Here is a 20,981-nt window from a genome sequence, read left to right as displayed (position 1 = left end):
AAATCATTTTTTTTATCTATTACGGTTATTCTACTCCGTAACGCAACATCTGCCTATACCAAGGCGTGAGGTAATGTTGTCGAAGTGTAGAAACTTGCAGTGACTCACCCTGTATATGAAAGCGAATTTGACCACTCTCTCCCGTTTCAAACCATTGAGTACCGCGTTCAAGATAGCCTTGTTTGACCTCCGGATGAGGAATGTTCCAACGCGATTGCCATTGAGCCGACGCCACGGCGTAATCAGCCTGTAGTTTATTATGTAAAAACGTTGAGGATGAAGTTCGGCTACCATGGTGCGGGACACTAAGCACATTGATAGGAGTTTTAGCGGTTTCTCGAAACACTAAGATTTCTGCTATTTTCTCAATATCCCCAGTCAGCAGGAAGGTTACTGGGTTGCTTGCATCGTTTTCTCTATAGGTAACTAAAACCACACAAGAATGAGGATTGTAAGCCCGAGTGACCGTTTCAGGCGGCCAAAACACTGAGAACTCGAATTGTCGCCAATGCCATTGCCGACCTTTTTTACATGGCAATTCAGTCGGTTTGGGATCCGGTCTCATAACCCAAGAAGGCGCCCACGTATCAACAATGTCCTGAACACCCCCGGCGTGGTCATTATCACTGTGACTGATGATCACGCCATCCAAATAGTCCACGCCCATTTTACGCAGGCTTGGCGTCAAAACATCATTCGCGATTGAGCGCTGCTGGAATTTAGCACCAGTGTCATAGAGCACAGCCCGATTGCCTTGTTGCAGCACCACCGCCAGTCCGTGACCGACATCCATAAAGTTGACTGTTGTTGACTTTGCTTGGTGTGCGGTTTCGCGACTCAAGTAAAATACCAAGAGCAACACCAGCACATATTGAAACTGAAGCCACTTATGCAGGGTTAGGGCGAGTAATCCCACCAACGCCATCCACGCCCAATATGGCGGTAAGCTTAGCCAGCCGCCTTCGGTGTGACTCAATGCATAATCAATCGGAATAAATAACCTATCAACAAGCTCCCAAACCCAACTCGCTTGCTCAAATACAACAGAGTACAGGACAGCAAGCACCATTGCGGGCATCAAACAAAAGCTAAACCAAGGCACAAAAATTAAGTTATAGATAAACATTAGCGGCGCGATACCTTGGAACAGCAATAGATTCATCGGTACAAATGCCACTGACAAAAATAAGTGCGTCTTCACAACCGCGAGCCAAGTCAAACGCGCTTGTCCCAAACGAGCAATAAACATCAGACTCGCCACCGCAAACAGCGACAACCAAAAACTGGTACTCGCGGCGGAAAAAGGCAGCATCGTGACCAGTAACGCCGCACACCAAGCAAGTAGGCACAATGCGCTGACTCGAACCACATGCCACTGAAGCAGTGATAACATGGCGAGCATAATAAATGCCCGCACCGTCGGTATCGCAAACTGAGCAAGCGCGCAGTACCCCAATGTCACGAGTAAACTGCAACCCAAATTCGCTAACGGACCATATTTCTCGACCTTAAGCCGATAACGACCAAAGTAATACCGGCAGACCAAGGCAAACAACGCACGATACAATCCCCAAACAATCGCGAATATAATGCCCACATGCAGACCAGAAATCGCTAATAGATGAGAGAGCCCCGTCTGTTTTAGTTCGCGCCAGTCCTCAAAACTCAACCCATTCCTATCGCCAAATATCAAGGCATTATAAAAACGGCGATAGTCACTGGTGTCGAATTGAGTTCCTAAACGCTGATATAGCCAAGCCCGCCAGTTACCCGTTGTTATGACCATAAAATGGGCGTTGCTAGCAATATTTGCCTGTGCGACCCAGCGATTAGAAAAGTAATACTTCTCCTTATCAAATCCCGCTTGATTTAAACGACCAAACACTTTTTTTAGTGTGACTGGCGCAATAACTTTTGCCCCGAATTCAACAGGTTGTGGTGTATATAAAATCAGCGTTGGGCGCGACCAAAAGGGTAATTTCTCACCATTAACGGCGAAAACCGTCACAGCCACCTCATAACCGTAACTTAATTGTTTAAAATAGCTGTCAACTCTTGCATTTATGGTAATATCTGAGCCCGAATTAAAAAGCAATTTTGACTGATAGCGCAGGCTATTGGCTTGAGTAACAACTACTAATATCGCGAAAAAAACTGTTACCCATAACCACTGGCGCTTAGTGACAAAAAAGATAATTATCAACGCTATAGAAAATAGATAACAAGCATCAGGCATCACTGGCCACCACATGGCACTAATGACTATCCATGTATAAACTAGTGGTGCTGCAATTCCCGTTAGAAGAGTCATATATTCCTATGCCAAGAAAGTTCATAAAACGCTTTATGCCTCATCCAGACACCATTAAGCAGCAAAAGGCGTTGAGAGTATTCGGCAATGTTCTCTATAACCCCAACTTATGGAACTTAAACCGTCGCTCTGCGTCGGGGGCATTTGCTGTGGGACTTTTTATGGCTTTTGTCCCACTGCCAAGTCAGATGATCATGGCGGCAGGTCTGGCTATCTTATTCGGTGTTAATCTGCCTCTAGCGGTCACTTTGGTCTGGATCAGTAATCCAATCACTATGCCCGTGATGTTTTACTTCGCCTATAAAGTGGGTGCATTCTGTCTGAAGACCCCGCCACAACCGTTTCATTTTGAGCTCTCATGGGCTTACCTTGCCGATCAAATGACAACGATTGGTCCTCCATTTCTGCTCGGCTGCGCGGTTTGCGCCATCGGCTTTGCGTTGATTGGTTATTTTGGTATTCGAGGCTTATGGCGCTACTCGGTAGTGAGAAGTTGGCAAAAACGAGGGTCACGCTAACGGTCTCACCCTAGCAAGGTCGGCATCAAGTCAACAAATTGAATCATTTGATGTGCTAAGACGTTCCAATGGAAGTGTAATTGAGATGTTGCCAGCCATAAAAAAACACGAGCTTGCTCGTGTTTTTTTTTATGACTATTCATTTTGTTAAATCAGTAGCGTGCGTTACTCATTGCACGCATGTTAATTGAAGCAAATCACTATTTGGCACTTAACACACTTGCAGGGTTTAACTGACTCGCTTTCTTAGCGGGATACCATGTCGCGATAAGACTTAACACCATTGCGGTTAACGCCACCGTCACGACATCTTCGACTCTCAATTCCGACGGAAGAAAGTCGACAAAGTAGATATCCCCAGACAGGAATTTATGGCCAATCAGTCGCTCTAGGCTGGCTATCATCGGCGTCAGATTAAGCGCTAGTAAACAGCCTAACCCACCACCAATCACGCTGCCGACCACTCCTGAAAACAGTCCTTGCCAGATAAAAATACGCTTCACTAAACCATCACTTGCGCCCATTGTACGCAAAATAGCGATATCACCAGCACGGTCTTTCACCGCCATCATAAGCGTCGAGACGATATTAAAGCAGGCAACACCAATCACTAAGAACATCACTAAATACATGATGGTGCGAACCAACTGTATATCGCGATGCAGAAAACCATATTTTTGTTCCCAGCTTCTTAAATACACATAGTCTGTCAGTTGCATGCCGATCTGACGCACGGTATAACGCGCGGCAAACACATCATCCATTTTTATCGACACACCCGTCACTTTATCACCAAGGCGCGCATATTGCTGAGCGTCCTCAAGCGGTACCAGAGCGAGGTTATGGTCAATCTGCCCATTGAGGGTCAATAAGCCATGCACCTTGACTCTTACTCGTCTTGGGGCTTGTATCTTGGTCGCATCCGTCGTGGTTGGAATCATTAATGTCACCGAGTCTCCGACTTCGACATTCAACTCATTCGCTACCCCACGACCCAAAATGACTCGGTTTTCTCCGGCTTTGAACGACTGCCATGCCTCTTTATCGACAAACTGAGCTAGGCTAGAGACTTTCTGCTCTAAACTCGGCTCAACCCCTTTGATTTCCACCGCCTTCAAATCTTTGCCTCTTTCGACCAAGGCGGTCATTCGAACGTAAGGTGCCGCCGCGACCACGTTGCTGTTGCTGAGCGAGGTATCCGCGATACGTTGCCAGTTGTAAATCGGCTCGTTCACACCCTCAAATTCGCCATGAGCAATCACTGACAATACCCGTTGGTTTAATTCTCGTTCAAAGCCATTCATCGCCGACAGACCAACAACAATCACGGCAACGCCGACCGCAATCCCAACAATCGAGGAGATAGAAATAAACGACACCATTTTATTTCTTTGCTTTGCGCGGCTAAATCTTTGACCAATAAAAAATGATAGGGACACAAGCACTCCTTTACGCCGATACCACAGCAACGTTTTGCAATAAACCGTCCTGCATGTGCATTTGTCGATCCATTTTATCCGCGAGCTCATTATCATGGGTGACAACCAAGAACGCCGTGCCGTACTCTCGGTTTAACGTGCGCATCAATTCGTAGATAGCAAGCGCCGTCTTATGGTCGAGATTACCGGTCGGTTCATCAGCCAACACCAGAGCCGGTCTATTCACCAGCGCACGCGCAATCGCTACTCGCTGACGTTCACCACCGGATAACTCCGACGGTCGATGCTCAATTCGATGACTCAGCCCAACACGCTCTAACAACTGTTTTGCTTGTTCTTGAGCTTGTTTTTTATTGGTGCCCCCAATTAGCAACGGCATCGCGACATTTTCTAATGCGGTAAAATCACTCAGTAAATGGTGAAATTGATACACAAAGCCTAAATGCTGATTGCGAAGTTTGGCTTGCTGGTTACGCGTTAAATCAAACAGAGGCTGATCTTGAAAACTGACCGTTCCCGAGGTGGCGTCATCTAACGCACCGAGAATATGTAACAGCGTCGACTTACCGGAGCCGGATGAGCCGATAATCGCCACTAATTCGCCTTTAGCGATTTGAAAGCTAACGCCTTTGAGAACCTGAGTATCGACAGAACCATCATGGTAGGTTTTACAAATCTCGTGACACGAAATTAGAGAATTACTCATATCTTAAAGCCTCAGCAGGTTTCACCATGGACGCACGGTAGGAAGGAAATAGAGTGGCAACGAGGCTCAGCAACACCGCTGCGATAACAACAATAATAATTTGCTGCCAATTAATAAGTACAGGAAGCGAGCCACCAACGTTAAATAGTGCCACACCAAAAGACTCTAAAATTTGATTAAGGTGACTTGCAAACGCAACGCCTAATACGCCACCAATGATGGCGCCAAGCGCACCGCTACTCGCGCCTTGCACCATAAAAATCATCAATACCTGGCGGTCTGTCATGCCTTGCGTCTTAAGTATCGCTACCTCAGACTGTTTTTCCATCACGACCATAATCAATGCCGAAATAATATTGAACGCCGCAACACCAATGATCAGACCCAGCATCAAACCCATCATGTTTTTTTCCATTTTGACCGCTTGAAACAGTTCCCCACGTTGATCACGCCAATCGCTCCATGACCACGGTTCAGGCATAGCCTGCTGACTCAGTGTCGAGACCACAAATGGGTCTTCAAAAAACAGACGCCATCCTGTAGCTTGATCTGCTTTGTAGCGCATTAATTTGGCACTGTCTTCAAGGTGAGTAACGACCAGTTGGCTATCAACATCCGAGCCGGTGCTATAAAGACCCGCCACGGTAAACATGCGCTGACTTGGTATGCGACCTAAAGGCGTATATTGACTGGCACTGGTTAGCATAAGACGGACTTTATCGCCCACCGTCACATCTAAGGTACGCGCTAAACTATGCCCTAAAAGAACACGATACTCACCAGCTTTAAGGTTCTCTAAGCTACCGCTTACCAGTCGATAACCAATAGGATCATCACTTTCTGGACTGATACCAATCATTAAGGCTGCCGAGAGGTTTTTATGGCTCTGCACCACCGCTTCGCTGCGCACGATAGGAACAGGCGTTGTCTGATTGGGGAATTGTTGCAAAAACGAAGGAGGCTCAAGGGTAGACACTGGCGAGTTATCGCTATGGGTGATCACAGCTTGTGGCAACACACCCAAAATACGCCCTTTAAGTTGCGCTTCAAAACCGTTCATCACTGAAAGAACGGTAATCAATGACATTACCCCGATAGTGATTCCTGCGGTAGAAATAAAGGAAACAAAGCGGCTAAATCGATCTCCAGAGCGGCCTCTTAGATAGCGCAATCCAATAAACAAGGAGATGGGGTGAAACATAGCATTGACCGTCATAATTATAATAGTGGCTAATGTAACCAACAATCGACCAAGGTTGTAGCCCTGGTAGCAATATTTCAGTTAAATTCTGTCGTTTTAGCGATTTCCCTCGCCAATTTCTTGATAACTATGGCTTAGGCAGAGATAATTGACGTAAGTTGACCAGGAAAACCCTATGAAGCAAAACGACTTTTTTACCGTTCGAGCGCCACTTAAGACGAATATTAAACCTTTAGCCGTCGGCGAACCGACTCCAAGCTTTGAAGATTATCTTGCCCAGATCCCTGCTCCCTTTGCCGCCTCTAGCGAGTTCAGTGCGTTAGAACAGCAGAATGACGCAGCGACTCATGAGCTCAATCAACATAATCTTCGGCATGTAGCCCAACTGATTGAACAGCAAAATAGTAAGCTTAACCTGCTACTCAACTACCTTATTTCGCAACAAGATCAAGCCGAGTTCCGCCATACCGCCACACAGTTTGGTGCCGGAGAGCTCACTTATCGCGCTAATCATACGTTGCAAACAGGACAGTTCGCTGAAGTAAAATTGTTCCTCGACCACCCGCCAGCGGGAATCTACTGTATCGGTGAGGTCAGTCACATCAAAGAGCATCAAGATCAATTTGATATTACAATTCGATTTGTCCACATTCTGGAAGAGCATCAGGATATGCTCATTAAAGCGGCCCTGCATCAACAACAGAAACTACTCAGACAACGCTCACTAGACAGAGAAAAATAACGATTATGCCCACTCATAACCCTCTGCTTCCGCTCAATATGCCGCAGAGCAGCGGTGATAAAAAATACCTTGGCAACCTTGTTGGTGGTTCTCTCGCATTGTCGATCAGTGAACATGCGCTTAGCCATGCCGCTCACACCTTGTTGGTCGTGCCTGACCCACAACTTGCGATAAAGCTGCAAGGCGAGCTTGAGCAATTTCACCCCAATCAAGTCACTCTATTCCCTGATTGGGAAACGCTACCTTATGACAACTTTTCGCCTCATCAGGACATCATTTCTGATCGTATCGCGACCCTTTACGCTCTGCCACATAAAAACAGCGGCATCACCATTGTTCCTGTCAGCACACTATTACAACGCCAAAGCCCAAGGGACTATTTGTTGCAACACACCTTGATGGTCAAAGCGGGCGATAATTTTTCCTTAGATAAACTGAGAATGCAGTTGGAACAGTCCGGTTATCGCAATGTTGACCAAGTGTTTGGACCTGGCGAGTATGCCAGTCGTGGCTCCATTTTAGACCTCTATCCAACGGGGAGCAGTCTGCCCTATCGCATCGACTTCTTCGATGACGAGATAGACACCATTCGTACCTTTGATCCCGAGACACAACGCTCGATTGACAACATCAGCGAGATCAATCTACTGCCTGCTCACGAATTCCCGACCACACAACAAGCCATCGAAGATTTTCGTGGTCGTTGGCGACAAAAGTTCGAAGCACGTCGTGAGCCTGAATCGGTTTATATGCAGGTAACTAAGGGCACTTGGCCATCGGGTATTGAGTACTGGCAACCGCTGTTCTTCGACCACACGGAAACCCTATTCGATTACATCGCAACTGACACTCAAATGGTGTTGGTGGGTGAGATAGAAACCGCTGTCGACCAAGCTTTAGCGGATATTGAACATCGCTACCAACAGAGAAAAGTCGATCCATTACGACCACTTCTTGAACCAAATGAACTGTGGCTTGCCAAAGATGAACTGTACAGTTCACTGAAACAGTATCAGCAGTTATTGTGTTCCACAGAGCCTTTGGAAATCAAAGCGGGTCGAGAAAATAGCCCCGTCGATAAACTCCCAGATATTGCGGTTCAACATCAACTGAAAGAACCGATGGCGCAACTGCGTCAATTCTGCGAGCAATTTACCGGTAAAATCGTATTTTCTGTCGAGTCTGAGGGACGACGCGAAGCGCTGTTAGAGTTGCTCGTTCGCATTAAACTCAAGCCTCAACAATGCGACTCTTTAGCAGAAGCATTAACAGATAAAAATCGATTCAGTCTTATCATTGGTCAATGCGAGCATGGCTTTGTCTATCCCGAACATTTTGCTCTGGTGTGTGAAAGCGACATGCTTGGCGATCGCGTTATCCAGCGCCGTAAAAAAGATAAGCGCTCGATTAACAGCGATACCGTTATTCGCAACCTCGCGGAATTAAAACCTGGTCAGCCAGTGGTTCATATTGACCACGGCATCGGTCGCTATATCGGTCTGCAAACCCTTGAAGCCGGCGGTCTAACGACCGAATACGTGACGCTAGAGTATCAAGGCGACGCAAAACTTTATGTTCCGGTTGCCTCTCTTAACCTTATCAGTCGTTATTCCGGCGGCGCTGAAGAATCCGCACCACTGCACAAGTTAGGTGGCGAAGCGTGGGCTAAAGCGCGACGCAAAGCCGCAGAGAAAGTGCGAGATGTGGCCGCTGAACTGCTTGATGTCTATGCCAAACGTGAATTGAAGCCGGGCTATAAATTTCAACTCGACCGCGGTCAATACGCGACCTTTAAGGCAGGTTTCCCATTTGAGGAAACCGACGACCAAGCGCAAGCTATCAATGCTGTTATGTCTGATATGTGCCAACCAAAAGCGATGGATCGTTTGGTGTGTGGTGACGTTGGTTTTGGTAAAACAGAAGTGGCTATGCGTGCGGCATTTGTTGCCACCGACAACAGCAAGCAAGTTGCGGTTTTGGTGCCAACCACCCTGCTAGCACAGCAGCACTTTGAAAACTTCCGAGACCGCTTTGCCAACCTGCCGATTCGCGTCGAAGTACTGTCACGCTTTAAATCCGCTAAAGAACAAAAGGCTATTCTCAAAGATATAGCGGAAGGCAAAGTGGATATTGTCGTTGGCACCCACAAACTACTGTCCAGTGACCTTCGATTTAGCGATCTTGGTCTGTTGATCGTCGATGAAGAACACCGATTTGGCGTACGACAAAAAGAGAAAGTGAAAGCGATGCGCGCTGACGTTGATATTCTGACGCTAACCGCGACGCCAATTCCTCGAACTCTCAATATGGCCATGAGTGGTATGCGCGATCTTTCCATTATCGCCACCCCTCCGGCTAGACGCCTTGCGATCAAAACCTTTGTAAGACAGCATGATGATGCCGTTATTCGTGAAGCCGTGTTAAGAGAAATCATGCGTGGTGGTCAGGTTTATTTCCTGCATAACCAAGTCGAAACCATTGATAAGGTCGCCGCAGATTTAGAAAAGCTGCTCCCTGAAGCTCGCATCACCACCGCACACGGTCAGATGCGTGAGCGTGAACTAGAGCGCGTCATGAACGACTTCTATCATCAGCGTTTTAACTTACTGGTTTGTACCACCATTATTGAAACCGGTATCGATGTTCCAACGGCCAATACCATTATTATGGATCGTGCAGACAACCTTGGCCTAGCGCAGTTACATCAGTTAAGAGGTCGTGTGGGACGTTCTCACCACCAAGCCTATGCTTATCTGCTGACACCACATCCGAAAGCAATCACAAAGGATGCAATCAAACGCCTTGACGCCATCGCATCGTTAGAAGATCTCGGTGCTGGCTTTACATTAGCAACCCATGACTTAGAGATCCGTGGCGCGGGCGAACTGTTGGGCGATGAGCAAAGTGGTCAAATTCATTCGGTTGGTTTCTCTTTGTATATGGAGATGCTCGAACAAGCGGTTGAAGCTCTAAAAGAAGGCAAAGAGCCCTCTCTTGACGACCTGTTGCGTGAACAGACCGAGGTGGAATTACGCATCCCGGCACTACTGCCCGATGATTATATCCCGGATATCAATACTCGTTTATCTATGTATAAGCGTATTGCGAGTGTTTCAGACAGTGACGAGCTTGACGAAATAAAAGTGGAGTTGATCGATCGATTTGGTTTGCTACCCGATGCCGCTAAACACCTACTCAGCGTCTCTCAAATGAAGCTGCGCGCTGGTGCCATGAAGGTGAAAAAACTTGAGGCTCATGATAAAGGTGGCTTTATCGAGTTTTATCCCGATGCTGACATTAATCCGGCATTTTTGGTTAAACTGTTGCAAGCACAACCAAACAAGTTTGCCATGGAAGGGCCAACTAAGTTTAAGTTTATTGAGACTTTAACAGACCGACGTAAGAGATTGCGTTATCTTAATGATTTATTGAGTGACTTTGAGCAAAATCGCTTAGCAAATTAGGCGTTCAATTGACGGTCACCCAGAAATAAGTAACCGAAAGCGACAAGACCCCTTGCTTAGGTATATACTTAATTTATTGAATTAAAAACCTTTTGCTATTAAAGCACTAAATAGCAATTGATGGAGATAGAATGAAAAAGCTGATTCCACTGCTACTCCTATTTGTCTCGCTACCTAGCTTGGCGCAAAGACAATTTGATATAGAAGTGATCATTTTTAAACGAGCGACCAACCCTGAAACGACCAGCGAATCATGGCCTAATCAATTGCCAGAGATCGAGTTCGGTCGAGCGGGATCACTCACCAACCGGCAGTATACTAACTCTAAAGGCGTCACTCGCCTGTCAAGTTCGTCGTTCCAACTCAACGGACAAGCGCAAAAATTAAGAAATCATGCGGGCTACACCGTTTTGGTTCATGAAGCATGGCGTCAAGGAGATAACGGCAGAGCCTCCGCTCCTGTTTTTCATATTCGTGCCGGCAGAGATTTCTCCGCCAGTTACAACGCCGATGGCAGTGAAAAAGGCTCCAGCGATAACTTGAGTAACCCAATTGATGGAGTGCAAGAAGTCGCTATCGACAAACCGCTCTACGAGTTAGACGGCAAGCTGCAAGTGTATGTGCAACACTACCTGTTCACTGAAGCACAGTTTGATTTGAAATCACCGAGCACTAAAGAGGTGATTGTCGAGGAATCAATCACGCCAGAACTCACCAGCATTACGGTAGACAATCAGTACAATGGTGCGCCATTAGCAGACAGCACCGTTGTAGCAGGCAACCTGCAAGCGATTGAGCCTAAGACTGAAGTGTTCCGCTTCTTAAAGTCATACCGCCTCGATCAAAAACGTCGAATGAGAAGCAGTGAAACCCACTACTTCGACCACCCTTTAATGGGAATGATTGTGCAAGTTCGCCGAGTCGGCAACTGATCTGAATTGATAAACAAGGTCCGTCATTGCGGACCTTGTTTTTTCTCGTTAAAACCATTTTCTCGTTAAAGATATCTTCTAGTTAAAGCTATCTTTTACTTACCGCTATCTTTTAGCTGAAACAACCTTCTAGTTAAAACAACCGAGCAGCAAAGTGATGCAAGTAGATTACGTGATTTATACACCACGACTAAAGCTTGGGCTTTTCGCTCTGGATCACGCCTCTGAGCTATCCATCGCTATTCAAGATTCCCCTACGCTACATCAATGGATCGACTGGTGCCATGGTGACTTTGACCAACAAGACGCCGAAGACTTTATTCGTGCAACTCGACTAAGTTGGGTCAAAGGCAACGCCCTCGGCTTCGCTATTTTCGCTCGCGATAGCCATCAACTGCTCGGCATGGTCGCCGTCAATGAGTTCTACCATACTTTCAATATGGCGAGTTTGGGGTACTGGATAGCGGATGAATTTCAAGGGCAAGGCGTAGGTAAGGAAGCCTTAGAGGCACTGATCGATTTCTGTTTTGAACAGCTAAAACTAACTCGACTAGAAATCGTCTGCGATCCCAATAACCTTGCCAGTAATAAACTCGCTCTGGCAGTAGGCGGAGAGTTTGAGTGTGAGGCTAGAAACCGCTTTGTGTTTAACGGGGTGCCGCAAACTGGCAAAGTGTACTCTGTTATATAAGCAATTCACGTCAACTAATATCGGCAATTGTTATATAAAAAAGGCAGGTGATAACACCTGCCTTACTGCTTTTGACTGCTGTTCAGTTTACTATTTCTAAATTAGTGCAGCTTTAGATTCGGACGCAACACACGGTTGATTCGCCCCACCAGCATCATCAGGCTGGTTTTAAGCACGCCATGAAGTGCCACTTGGTGCATACGATACAGTGAGATGTACACTGCACGAGCAATACGACCCTCAACCATCATTGAACCTTTCGTCAGGTTGCCCATCAAGCTACCCACCGTCGAAAAGCGGCTGAGTGAAACCAGTGAACCATGGTCGCTATACTCGTATGGCTTAAGGTCACGGTTATTGAGCTTAGCAATGATATTGCTGTATGCGCGACTCGCCATTTGGTGTGCTGCTTGTGCGCGTGGCGGTACAAAAGAGCCATCAGCCTGAGTGCACTGGGCAAGATCACCAATCACGAAGATGTCATCATCACGAGTGGTTTGCAGCGTCTCTTTCACCACCAGTTGGTTAATGCGGTTTGTCTCAAGACCTGCGATATCTTTGATAAAGTCTGGGGCTTTAATACCCGCAGCCCAAACCATGATCTGTGCTGGAATATGCTCACCGTCTTTGGTCGTCAGACCCTCTTTGTCCGCTTTGGTGACCATCGTCGTGGTGCGAACCGTCACGCCAAGCTTAGTCAGCTCTGAGTGTGCCGCTGACGAGATACGCGGTGGCAATGCTGGAAGAATACGTTCACCGGCCTCGACCAAGTTCACATTGAGCTTGCTTGAATCTAGGTCACCGAAACCATAGGTGCGCAGCTCTTTGATCGCGTTATGTAATTCAGCAGACAGCTCAACACCCGTCGCACCCGCACCCACAATGGCGATATCAACAGTGCCTTGACCGTTTTTCGCGTGCAGTTTTAGGAATTGATTATTCATCTCGGTGCGAAAACGGTGAGCCTGCTCTGGACTATCAAGGAAGATACAGTTTTCACGAACACCCGGAGTGTTAAAGTCGTTGGAAGTAGAGCCAATCGCCAATACCAAAACGTCATAGTCAAGCTCACGCGACGGCATTAACAGTTCGCCATGCTCATCTTTTAGCTCACTCAATACGATACGCTTGTTGTCACGATCGATATCTTCAAGACTACCCATCTGGAAATCAAAATGATGGTTTTTGGCGTGGGCGCGGTAACTCAGCGCATCAACACCTTCATCCAGCGAGCCTGTTGCGACTTCATGCAACAAAGGTTTCCACAAATGGCTGGCTTTTCTATCTACTAACGTGATGTTGGCACGCTGTTTACGACCCAAGGTACGTCCCAACTTAGTCGCAAGCTCTAAACCACCTGCACCACCACCTACAACGACAATATTAGTCACAATGGCTATCCTCTACATTATGAAAACGGGTTTGACTAAATCAAATCTAGTCACAAATTCTTTCTATTGAGCAAACTTTCGTCACTGAGAAGCAACATTTGGTTATCAAACCTAGAAATCTTGATGCAATCCCAAAGCGCTCATTAAACTTTTTTTGATTTCTATCAAAAAAAATGGAATGGTTTTATTATATAGCCCAATTTTATGACCGCAACCATTCTGTGGAATTATTTTTTTCGATCCGTAAAAATAACCCCTTGTGATTATCCTGTCACAGTTGTAACGCGTCAATGACATTTGTTAATCGACACGTTAACAACTTTAGGTCTTGCGCCATAATTTAAGATCTTGCGATAGATAGATAGGCAAGCGAGTTCGCTTTGAGTTGAGTTGGTTTTGAAGCATAAAAAGCTTCGCGGTATAAATAGCTTTAAAAAACAAAAAGCTTTGAGATACAAAAGCTTTGAAGCACAAAAAAAGCTTCCACTGGAAGCTTTTTTATTGGTCACTTATACGATTGTCCGCTTAAGCTTGCTGTTTAAATGCTTTCATCGCTTGTAAGTGATGAGAGATCTTCTTGAACTTATGTGTTTGTGTTTCATCCCACACGACCTCATAGAAAGGGGCTAGTTCATCGGCCGTCGCTTGGTTATCACGAATTTCATCTTCTCTCGATAAAATCACTAAACACTGACCTTTGTTCTTGGTTCGGAACTGCTCAACACACTTTGTCGCAATGTCTTCATACTCTTCTGGGCGATCGATACGCCCTTGCATATTGTGCTCTGGATTGAGGTTAGGGTTAAAAACAACCTGCTTTATACCGCATAAAAATCCGATACGCTCGGACCAGAAGCCACCCAGTCCCACGCCACAGATAAGTGGCTCTGAGTCATTAGACTCTTGCACCAATTTATGCACTTCTTTCAGCAAATGCTGCATATCATGTTTCGGGTGTAAAGTGCTGTAGTTTACGAAACGGACGTCTTCGTCAATAAATTGCAATTGCAGCACTTTCTCGTGATTGCCCGGGCTTGTTGAGTCATAGCCATGAAGATAGATAATCATAGTACCTCTCTAATTCATCCTTTATTGGTACGCTTTTAACGTTAAATCTAACACGAAACCACTACATTTATACTACCGTTGCAACAATTCTCACTACATAACTTGCAAACAGTGATCATCTCAACAAATTTGATATTAGCGGGTTATTTCAAGTAAGCCAGCAGGGACTTAATGATTGGCTTCCAGCCTAATACGTGCCTCATCGGCATCAGCAACAAACGATGGATTATCCCAAACCTCAGCAGCAACTAAATACCAAAGCATCGCCATCGCATCCGCATAAGGTCGCCAAGTGATAATATCTTGTTCGAGCTGTTGTTGAGTGAGCCGAGAATGACTGAATTGCGGTTGATGACGGCAGTAGTGTTGGAAAAACAACGCTTGCCGTTCGGGAAGCATGGATAAGGTGAGAGCAAGATCAAGACTGGCAGGCGCTAACGCCGCATACTCCCAGTCGATGACCGACATCGCTTGCTCACCAACAATGATATTGTGAGCACCGAAGTCAAAGTGGCACAGTGTATGTTCTTGAATCAACAAATTCGGCGTCGCTCTATAGCTTTGATAGACTTCGCGAAAACGTCGTTTGACCTCTTGGCTGGATATTTGTGACCAGTAATAATCCATTTTTTCGGTAAAGTTAAACGCTCTAATGGGTCGATCAATTTCAACCCGATGCGTCTTCGCCATGAGTACAGCGAGTGCAAAAACATCGCTTTCATCCAAGGCATTTTTATTCGCCAAGCATTGCCCATCAATCCAACGGACTAATAACCCTGAATCACCACTGGCAATGACGGTGCTGCAAGGCACTTTTTGCTCAAGAACCTGGAGTACGTTCCGCTCATTCTGGCGATCAATATCGAAAGCTTGGCAATGATGACCGACGCCACGATAAACCACCCAACCATGAGTTTTGCTTGCGATGCGCCATCCTCGGTTACTGAGTCCACCAGAAACAGGAAGTGCCCCGAGGGGCACTTCATTCAGCATTTCCGATACACAAGCCAATTCTGGCGCTTGTTGCAGGGCTTGCTGCCAAGACAACACGTCTTTTTACAAACCAAGTAGAGTGCGCGACTGCTGCTTACGAATCTCTGTCTCGTCAGCCCATTCAACTAAACCTGTTTCCAGATCCATAAGGCGCATAGTCATCTTGTAATAAACGTCTTTGTCTTTGCCAGCGGTCTTAACGATGCTGCTTAGGTTGCCGTAAAGCATATATTGCGCACCAACCATTTTGCCAAACTGGATTGCCGTGCTTTGATTCACTAACTCATCATTGTTTTGGAAGTTAAGTTGATCGCGCACAGACTCCACTCGATCCATATCAACAAAACGGAATTTACCGGAATTCAGCATCTTAGTACTAATCGTATCGGTAATTGATTCGGTATCAATATGCTCTGTGGTTTTGTTTTTGATGCTTTCCACAAATACGATTGGACGGTTATCACGAGTGATTGCCGCCACTGACCCAGACATTAGCATGCTATCAATCATCTCACTGGCGATTTTTTGCAAATCAGTCGACCCAAAATCAATCGTTGTGGTTTCTTCTGCTTGAGCGTCACCATAGCTGACTTTGTTGGAACAGCCACCAAGGATCACAGCCAGACCCAGTAAAGCAATCATTGTCTTTTTCATTCTATTTCCTTTGTTTTCTCATCTACTACAGCCGATGAGGCTTAATCTTTGGCTTCTCTTAACTGCATACGAAACTCTTTACCCTCAGGGCTAATTGAGACTTCGGAAAGCGTTAAGGTTTCCCCGCCTCGAAAGATCTGTCGCTTCCAAGGGGCTTGTTTCGTATTCACTTCTAACCCTTGTTGGTCATACCAATAAAAGCGGTATTGAATCGACTGGTTAAAATCCGAGGTATTGGTCAATTCGACCACGCCACGTGCATGACCATGTCGATCAAGGGTGCGTATATTCTTAACATCAAACTGGGCACCCAAATATTCATCGCCATAAAAGACGCTCTGAGTCTGTCCCTCAACACTCACGCCAGCAGAATAGTTGTTGGTGCATCCTGCCAACCCCAAAACCAGAGCTAACATAAAAATCATGGATTTATTCATCTACATCCTACCTAGTTGCTTATGCCAAATCGTGGCGTTGTTACCTTGAGAAGAGACCCAAACTAAGGTTGTTTGCCCCTCTCTCACTTCAAAAGTATAGCTTTTACCCGCAACCGCCGCCGTATGAGTGCCCGCCTTTACCAAGCTCGACGAACCATAAGCGGCTTGTGGCAAGGTTTGCCAACTGCGAGTATCCGGCTGTTCGGTCAAAGTATTCCAAACATTGAACAATAGGTTGCCAACATCATCTTTACCATTGGTCGCCCCCTTACGCAGTTGGTCTTTCGCGTAAACTCGTAGCGCCTGACGCAGGATAATCGACGGCATGTTCTCTGTTAGCTGTTGCTGTGCCATAAGATTAACATCAACAAGCATATCGCCTTTGACTAACTTTCCGTCGATAGCAATAGAAGAAGTGGAACGCACTGCCGATTTTGGATAGTAAGGTAACGCTAAACTATACAGCGCCCCATTACCTCGACTGTCATAAATGGGTAAAGTTAACTTCCAAGCTTGCATCGCCGAAACTGCACTTTGCTCTTCAATCACAATCACTCTGCCCTGACCTTTTTGCATTGCTGGTTGCTGACCATATTGCTTGGTGAGCTTAGCGAGATCAGAACGGCGACTTGAGCGAGTTGCCACGCGAATCGTTGCATCAATGATGGCTTGGTTGTTGGGCGCGACGGTTAACGCTCTGGTGTAATCAATATAGGCGTTGTTTAAGTCGCCTTCTGCTTCATAGAGTAGACCCGATAAAAACAGCAAATAGCCATTTTGCACCGCTTTCAATGTGTCACCAGCGTCAGGATATCGAGATAAAATCGAACCCAAATTCGGCGACAACCCTTGCTGTTTCATTTGCGACTGGGCTGAATTAAGTTCTTTTTCTCTTACCTGTTTGGCTCTTTCTTGAACTTGGTTGGCTCTTCGAACCTCAACCAAAGCCCCTTCTAAATCATTACGCTGGATATAGTTGAGTGCCAAATAGAGATGCAAAAACCCAAGTTCATAGTCTGCGGGAACGTATTCAGTAATATTATCATTGACTGCAATCGCGCCGACGTTAGTCACCGTATCTGATATTGAAACCAGAGCTTTATCCTGCTGGACACGAATCGCATTATCACTGATTTCTAATGCAGCTTTACTCTGAGGATAAGACGCAGCTAAAAACTCGACTCGCCCACGCTCGAAGTTATCAAGGATCTCCCCTGCTCCACTCTCTTGCGGTAACAGAGCTTGCGCCTGTTGATATTGGCCATTCTTAGTTGCTTGATAAAGGGCGGCGTTTTGTTGGCTGTAATGGCTAAACAGGTTTCCCGCGGTTATCGACGCACAAGCCGTCAGCAAAGCTGAAGTGAAAACGACAAAGGCACTTCGAACCCTACGACGACCTAACACTGAAACACTCAAATCATTAACCTGTAACCAAAGTACCTAGAGGGCGTCCACCCAATAGATGCATATGGATATGGTAAACTTCCTGTCCACCGTGAGAATTGCAGTTCACAATCAGACGATAACCATCGTCCGCAATACCTTCCTGCTGAGCCAATTTTTTCGCCACTGTAAATAGACGCCCCATCGCCAGCTCATCTTCCGTTTCAATATCGTTTACCGTCGGAATCAACTTGTTTGGAACAATCAATATATGGCTTGGCGCTCGCGGGCTGATATCACGAAAAGCCGTGACCAAGTCATCTTGGTACAACAGCTCAGTAGGAATTTCTTTGCGTATGATTTTGCTAAAAATGGTTTCTTCAGCCATGAGTGACTCCATGAAAAGGTGAGTATTGTTGATAATCTCTAAAACAGTATGCAGATCCACCAAGATACTTTTATTTGAGATACTGCTTTTAAGACACTGCTATTTAAGCAAATTCTTGCTCTCTGATTTGATACAGCAAAGTATGCACGATGCGAAAGATAAGCACAATTTAAGAAACGATGAATATAGAGAAACGTCCATCGACTAGTAATCATACAGAACCAATATACGACATCGTTGTTAGTTAACACTTTTGTACAAAACACTCTTTTTTCTTACGTTTTTGCCGCATTGGTCATAAAACCATCCATTAGATGTCATATATATTCTAGAGCATGACAGATTTGTCGATAAAAGAGACAAGCTCAATCTGACAAAGTTCATCATATACTGACAATAATTGACTGTGATTGAATTGAGCAAACTAAGGTCCAAGGCGAATTTGTAATTTTTATATAGTGGGTAGTTTAGGGTTAAGGAAGTAAATCTATGCAGGGTTCTGTAATCAGACGAATGTACGCAGGCTTTACGCTGATCGTCATTCTTTTTGTTGTCACCATCATGATCATGTTAGATGGCATGAGTAAGATACATAACTATTTTGGTTCGGTATCGACGTCATCATTACCTTTGGTCTCTCTCTCCAATCAAACCAGTGTCCAATTGTTGTCTGCGGACAAATCTTTTAAGGACTTTTTAACAACGCAAAATAGCGAGCGCATGGAAGCGCGGAGAAAGGACTTCACCGAGTCAATGGATGCGTTTGGCACCGTTTTGGATCAACTTGCCGCGGTGAGTACGGGTAATCCCGAACTTGAAACTAGAATCCGTGAATTACGTGAAGCGCGCGATCGCTACTCACTCGAAGCACAAACGGCGATGAACAACTACCAATCTATGTTTGTTTCTCAAGAACAAGTGCAAAAATCAACGCGCCGCTTCCAAATTTTGAATACCGAGCTTTCCGTTAACATGAAAGAGTCCGTCAATGATTCTCGCAACATTGCGGTCAGAATGATGGCAAAAAGTTTCTTTATTCGCATGAAAGATGCCGAGCTGATCACTTCAGATGCACTGGCGAGCAATCATACCCAATTGGTACAAGAAGCGGTGATTCGTAACCAAAAGCCGGTCAGCCTACTGCAAACATCTTTCCAAGGTATCGTTGATAAAATGCCTGAGATTGGTGAACTCTATGGCGAGTCCATGAGCCTGTTTATCAAAGACCTTGGTGAGAAAGGGGGCGTATTAGATCAACACAATGACTACCTTATTTCTCGTGCCGCACTGTATGAAAACATCGAAAACCTAGCCAACCAAGTTGATCAAACTATGGTCACTCTTAAGAGTTTCAATGATGTTGCCACGCAAAACCTGAACCTCTCTTTTGCTGAAGCCGGCGAAATTTATGACCAAGGGATTATCAAAGCCATCGGCATTGGTCTGATTGTCACGTTGATCGCCGCCGGTATTGGTTATCATATTGCCCGTAGTGTACGTCAACCACTCAATAGCATGCTGTTGACGCTGGAAGATCTTACTGATGGTGATATGACCAAGCGCATTGAAGTCAAATATAACAATGAATTCCGCCGTCTTGGCGACCATATCAATACCCTTGCAGATAGTTTGCATGATGTCTTAGTCAAGCTTAACGACGCATCTAATGACCTTACAACTACCGCCAGCGACAACCAAACCACTTCTGCCAGTGCGCAAACTCAACTTGATGCGCAAAGAGAACAGACAGCAAACGTCGCCACCGCTATGACCGAAATGGCACATTCTGTTCAAGAAGTCGCGCATAGCGCGCAAAACTCGCTAGAGAAAGTCCATCAGGTTGAATCGGCGTCTGAATCAGGTCGTCAGATCATGAATACCAATATCAGCACCATTAACCAGCTTGAATCACGTTTGACTGAGTCTGTTGATGCCGTAGGTGAATTACAACGCATGAGCAGTCAAATCGGTGGCATCTTAGATGTTATCCGCAATATTGCTGAACAGACTAACCTGCTGGCACTTAATGCAGCAATCGAAGCGGCGCGCGCCGGTGATCAAGGTCGTGGCTTTGCGGTCGTTGCCGATGAAGTTCGAGTACTTGCACAGAAGACAACGCAATCGACCACCGAAATTGAAAACATGATTGGCAACTTACAAACCAGCTCTAAGAGTGCTGGGCACGTGATTGAAAGCTGCATGAAGGATATGGAGCAGTCGGTAGACCAAGCGTCTAATGCCAATAGTGCGATGGAGGAAATTCAGGCTCTGATCATCGAGATCAGTCAAATGAGTACTCATATTTCACAAGCGGCGGCAGAACAAAGTGAAACCACTTCCGATATCGCTAAAAATATCGAAGAAATTACTTATATCGCAGATAAGAGTTACCATGCAATGTCAACCATAGCTGAGACCAGTGACAACTTGTCGCTGTTAGCAAACCAACAGAGCGAGTTAGTACATCGCTTTAAGTTATAACACCTTATCGTCAGTGAGAGTTATGAGGTATTTAGCGCTGCTTTTGATAAATCGTTAACCAGCGCCATTTAATTACTTGATAAAGAGCAGGTTTTGTAAAACCTGCTCTTGTTTTTTCACTATATGCCACAATATGTATTGATAAGGCTTACATCATATCTTATGACATAACGTCACACCCA

Annotated in this window: 17 protein-coding genes; 6 read left to right on the top strand and 11 right to left on the bottom strand. The window is 45.7% G+C overall.

Going from position 1 to position 20,981, the window contains the following annotated elements:
- Positions 1-25 precede the first annotated feature (25 nt).
- Positions 26-2,014: a DNA internalization-related competence protein ComEC/Rec2 gene (locus L9Q39_RS05410; RefSeq protein ID WP_237484089.1), complete on the bottom strand. Its 1,989-nt coding sequence runs from the start codon at positions 2,012-2,014 to the stop codon at positions 26-28.
- Between the two features lie 305 nt (positions 2,015-2,319).
- Between L9Q39_RS05410 and L9Q39_RS05405 the strand changes: the two genes are divergently transcribed.
- Positions 2,320-2,829, top strand: a complete 510-nt coding sequence (locus tag L9Q39_RS05405) for a DUF2062 domain-containing protein (protein WP_237485507.1) — start codon at positions 2,320-2,322, stop codon at positions 2,827-2,829.
- 200 nt (positions 2,830-3,029) lie between these two features.
- On the opposite strand, the gene lolE is transcribed toward L9Q39_RS05405, so the two are convergent.
- The 3 genes from lolE to lolC are packed head-to-tail and all read right to left on the bottom strand — an operon-like array spanning position 3,030 to position 6,175.
- On the bottom strand, positions 3,030-4,274 hold the full coding sequence (gene lolE, locus L9Q39_RS05400; protein WP_237484088.1) for a lipoprotein-releasing ABC transporter permease subunit LolE: 1,245 nt from the start codon (positions 4,272-4,274) through the stop codon (positions 3,030-3,032).
- Positions 4,275-4,278: 4 nt separating this feature from the next.
- The gene (lolD, locus tag L9Q39_RS05395; protein ID WP_237484087.1) at positions 4,279-4,974 is read right to left on the bottom strand and encodes a lipoprotein-releasing ABC transporter ATP-binding protein LolD; all 696 of its coding nucleotides are present in this window, start codon (positions 4,972-4,974) and stop codon (positions 4,279-4,281) included.
- Positions 4,967-6,175 carry a lipoprotein-releasing ABC transporter permease subunit LolC gene (lolC, locus tag L9Q39_RS05390; RefSeq protein WP_237484086.1) on the bottom strand — a complete coding sequence of 403 codons (1,209 nt, stop codon included), beginning with the start codon at positions 6,173-6,175 and terminating at the stop codon, positions 4,967-4,969. Before lolC ends, lolD begins: the two co-directional genes overlap by 8 nt.
- Before the next feature lie 175 nt (positions 6,176-6,350).
- On the opposite strand from lolC, the gene L9Q39_RS05385 reads away from it, so the two are divergent.
- The 4 genes from L9Q39_RS05385 to L9Q39_RS05370 all read left to right on the top strand — a co-directional run bounded on the left by L9Q39_RS05385 (position 6,351) and on the right by L9Q39_RS05370 (position 12,004).
- Positions 6,351-6,917, top strand: coding sequence for a PilZ domain-containing protein (locus L9Q39_RS05385; protein WP_237484085.1), 567 nt, complete (start codon positions 6,351-6,353; stop codon positions 6,915-6,917).
- Between the two features lie 5 nt (positions 6,918-6,922).
- A complete protein-coding gene (gene mfd / locus L9Q39_RS05380; protein WP_237484084.1) occupies positions 6,923-10,381 on the top strand; it encodes a transcription-repair coupling factor in 3,459 nt (1,152 codons plus the stop codon).
- Between the two features lie 131 nt (positions 10,382-10,512).
- On the top strand, positions 10,513-11,313 hold the full coding sequence (locus L9Q39_RS05375) for a peptidoglycan binding protein CsiV (protein ID WP_237484083.1): 801 nt from the start codon (positions 10,513-10,515) through the stop codon (positions 11,311-11,313).
- A gap of 157 nt (positions 11,314-11,470) precedes the next feature.
- Positions 11,471-12,004: a GNAT family N-acetyltransferase gene (locus tag L9Q39_RS05370; RefSeq protein WP_237484082.1), complete on the top strand. Its 534-nt coding sequence runs from the start codon at positions 11,471-11,473 to the stop codon at positions 12,002-12,004.
- A gap of 101 nt (positions 12,005-12,105) precedes the next feature.
- Here L9Q39_RS05370 and L9Q39_RS05365 read toward each other — a convergent pair whose 3' ends face one another.
- The 7 genes from L9Q39_RS05365 to hinT form a co-directional block, all read right to left on the bottom strand.
- A complete protein-coding gene (locus L9Q39_RS05365; RefSeq protein WP_237484081.1) occupies positions 12,106-13,395 on the bottom strand; it encodes an NAD(P)/FAD-dependent oxidoreductase in 1,290 nt (429 codons plus the stop codon).
- A gap of 525 nt (positions 13,396-13,920) precedes the next feature.
- Entirely contained in the window at positions 13,921-14,463 is a 543-nt protein-coding gene (gene ycfP / locus L9Q39_RS05360) for an alpha/beta hydrolase YcfP (RefSeq protein WP_237484080.1), read from the bottom strand.
- A 168-nt stretch (positions 14,464-14,631) separates the two neighbouring features.
- Positions 14,632-15,513, bottom strand: coding sequence for a phosphotransferase (locus tag L9Q39_RS05355; RefSeq protein WP_237484079.1), 882 nt, complete (start codon positions 15,511-15,513; stop codon positions 14,632-14,634).
- 6 nt (positions 15,514-15,519) lie between these two features.
- Positions 15,520-16,110, bottom strand: coding sequence for a penicillin-binding protein activator LpoB (gene lpoB, locus L9Q39_RS05350; RefSeq protein WP_237484078.1), 591 nt, complete (start codon positions 16,108-16,110; stop codon positions 15,520-15,522).
- Between the two features lie 41 nt (positions 16,111-16,151).
- On the bottom strand, positions 16,152-16,547 hold the full coding sequence (locus tag L9Q39_RS05345; protein ID WP_237484077.1) for a YcfL family putative periplasmic lipoprotein: 396 nt from the start codon (positions 16,545-16,547) through the stop codon (positions 16,152-16,154).
- Positions 16,548-17,963: a COG3014 family protein gene (locus L9Q39_RS05340; RefSeq protein ID WP_237484076.1), complete on the bottom strand. Its 1,416-nt coding sequence runs from the start codon at positions 17,961-17,963 to the stop codon at positions 16,548-16,550.
- A gap of 4 nt (positions 17,964-17,967) precedes the next feature.
- Entirely contained in the window at positions 17,968-18,318 is a 351-nt protein-coding gene (gene hinT / locus L9Q39_RS05335) for a purine nucleoside phosphoramidase (RefSeq protein ID WP_237484075.1), read from the bottom strand.
- 489 nt (positions 18,319-18,807) lie between these two features.
- On the opposite strand from hinT, the gene L9Q39_RS05330 reads away from it, so the two are divergent.
- A complete protein-coding gene (locus tag L9Q39_RS05330; protein ID WP_237484074.1) occupies positions 18,808-20,799 on the top strand; it encodes a methyl-accepting chemotaxis protein in 1,992 nt (663 codons plus the stop codon).
- Positions 20,800-20,981 lie beyond the last annotated feature (182 nt).

Source organism: Vibrio hippocampi (assembly GCF_921292975.1).
In the GTDB taxonomy this organism is placed as follows: Bacteria; Pseudomonadota; Gammaproteobacteria; order Enterobacterales; family Vibrionaceae; genus Vibrio; species Vibrio hippocampi.
The sequence above is the reverse complement of the archived record's forward strand: the minus strand, read 5'-3'. Positions and strand labels throughout refer to the sequence as shown.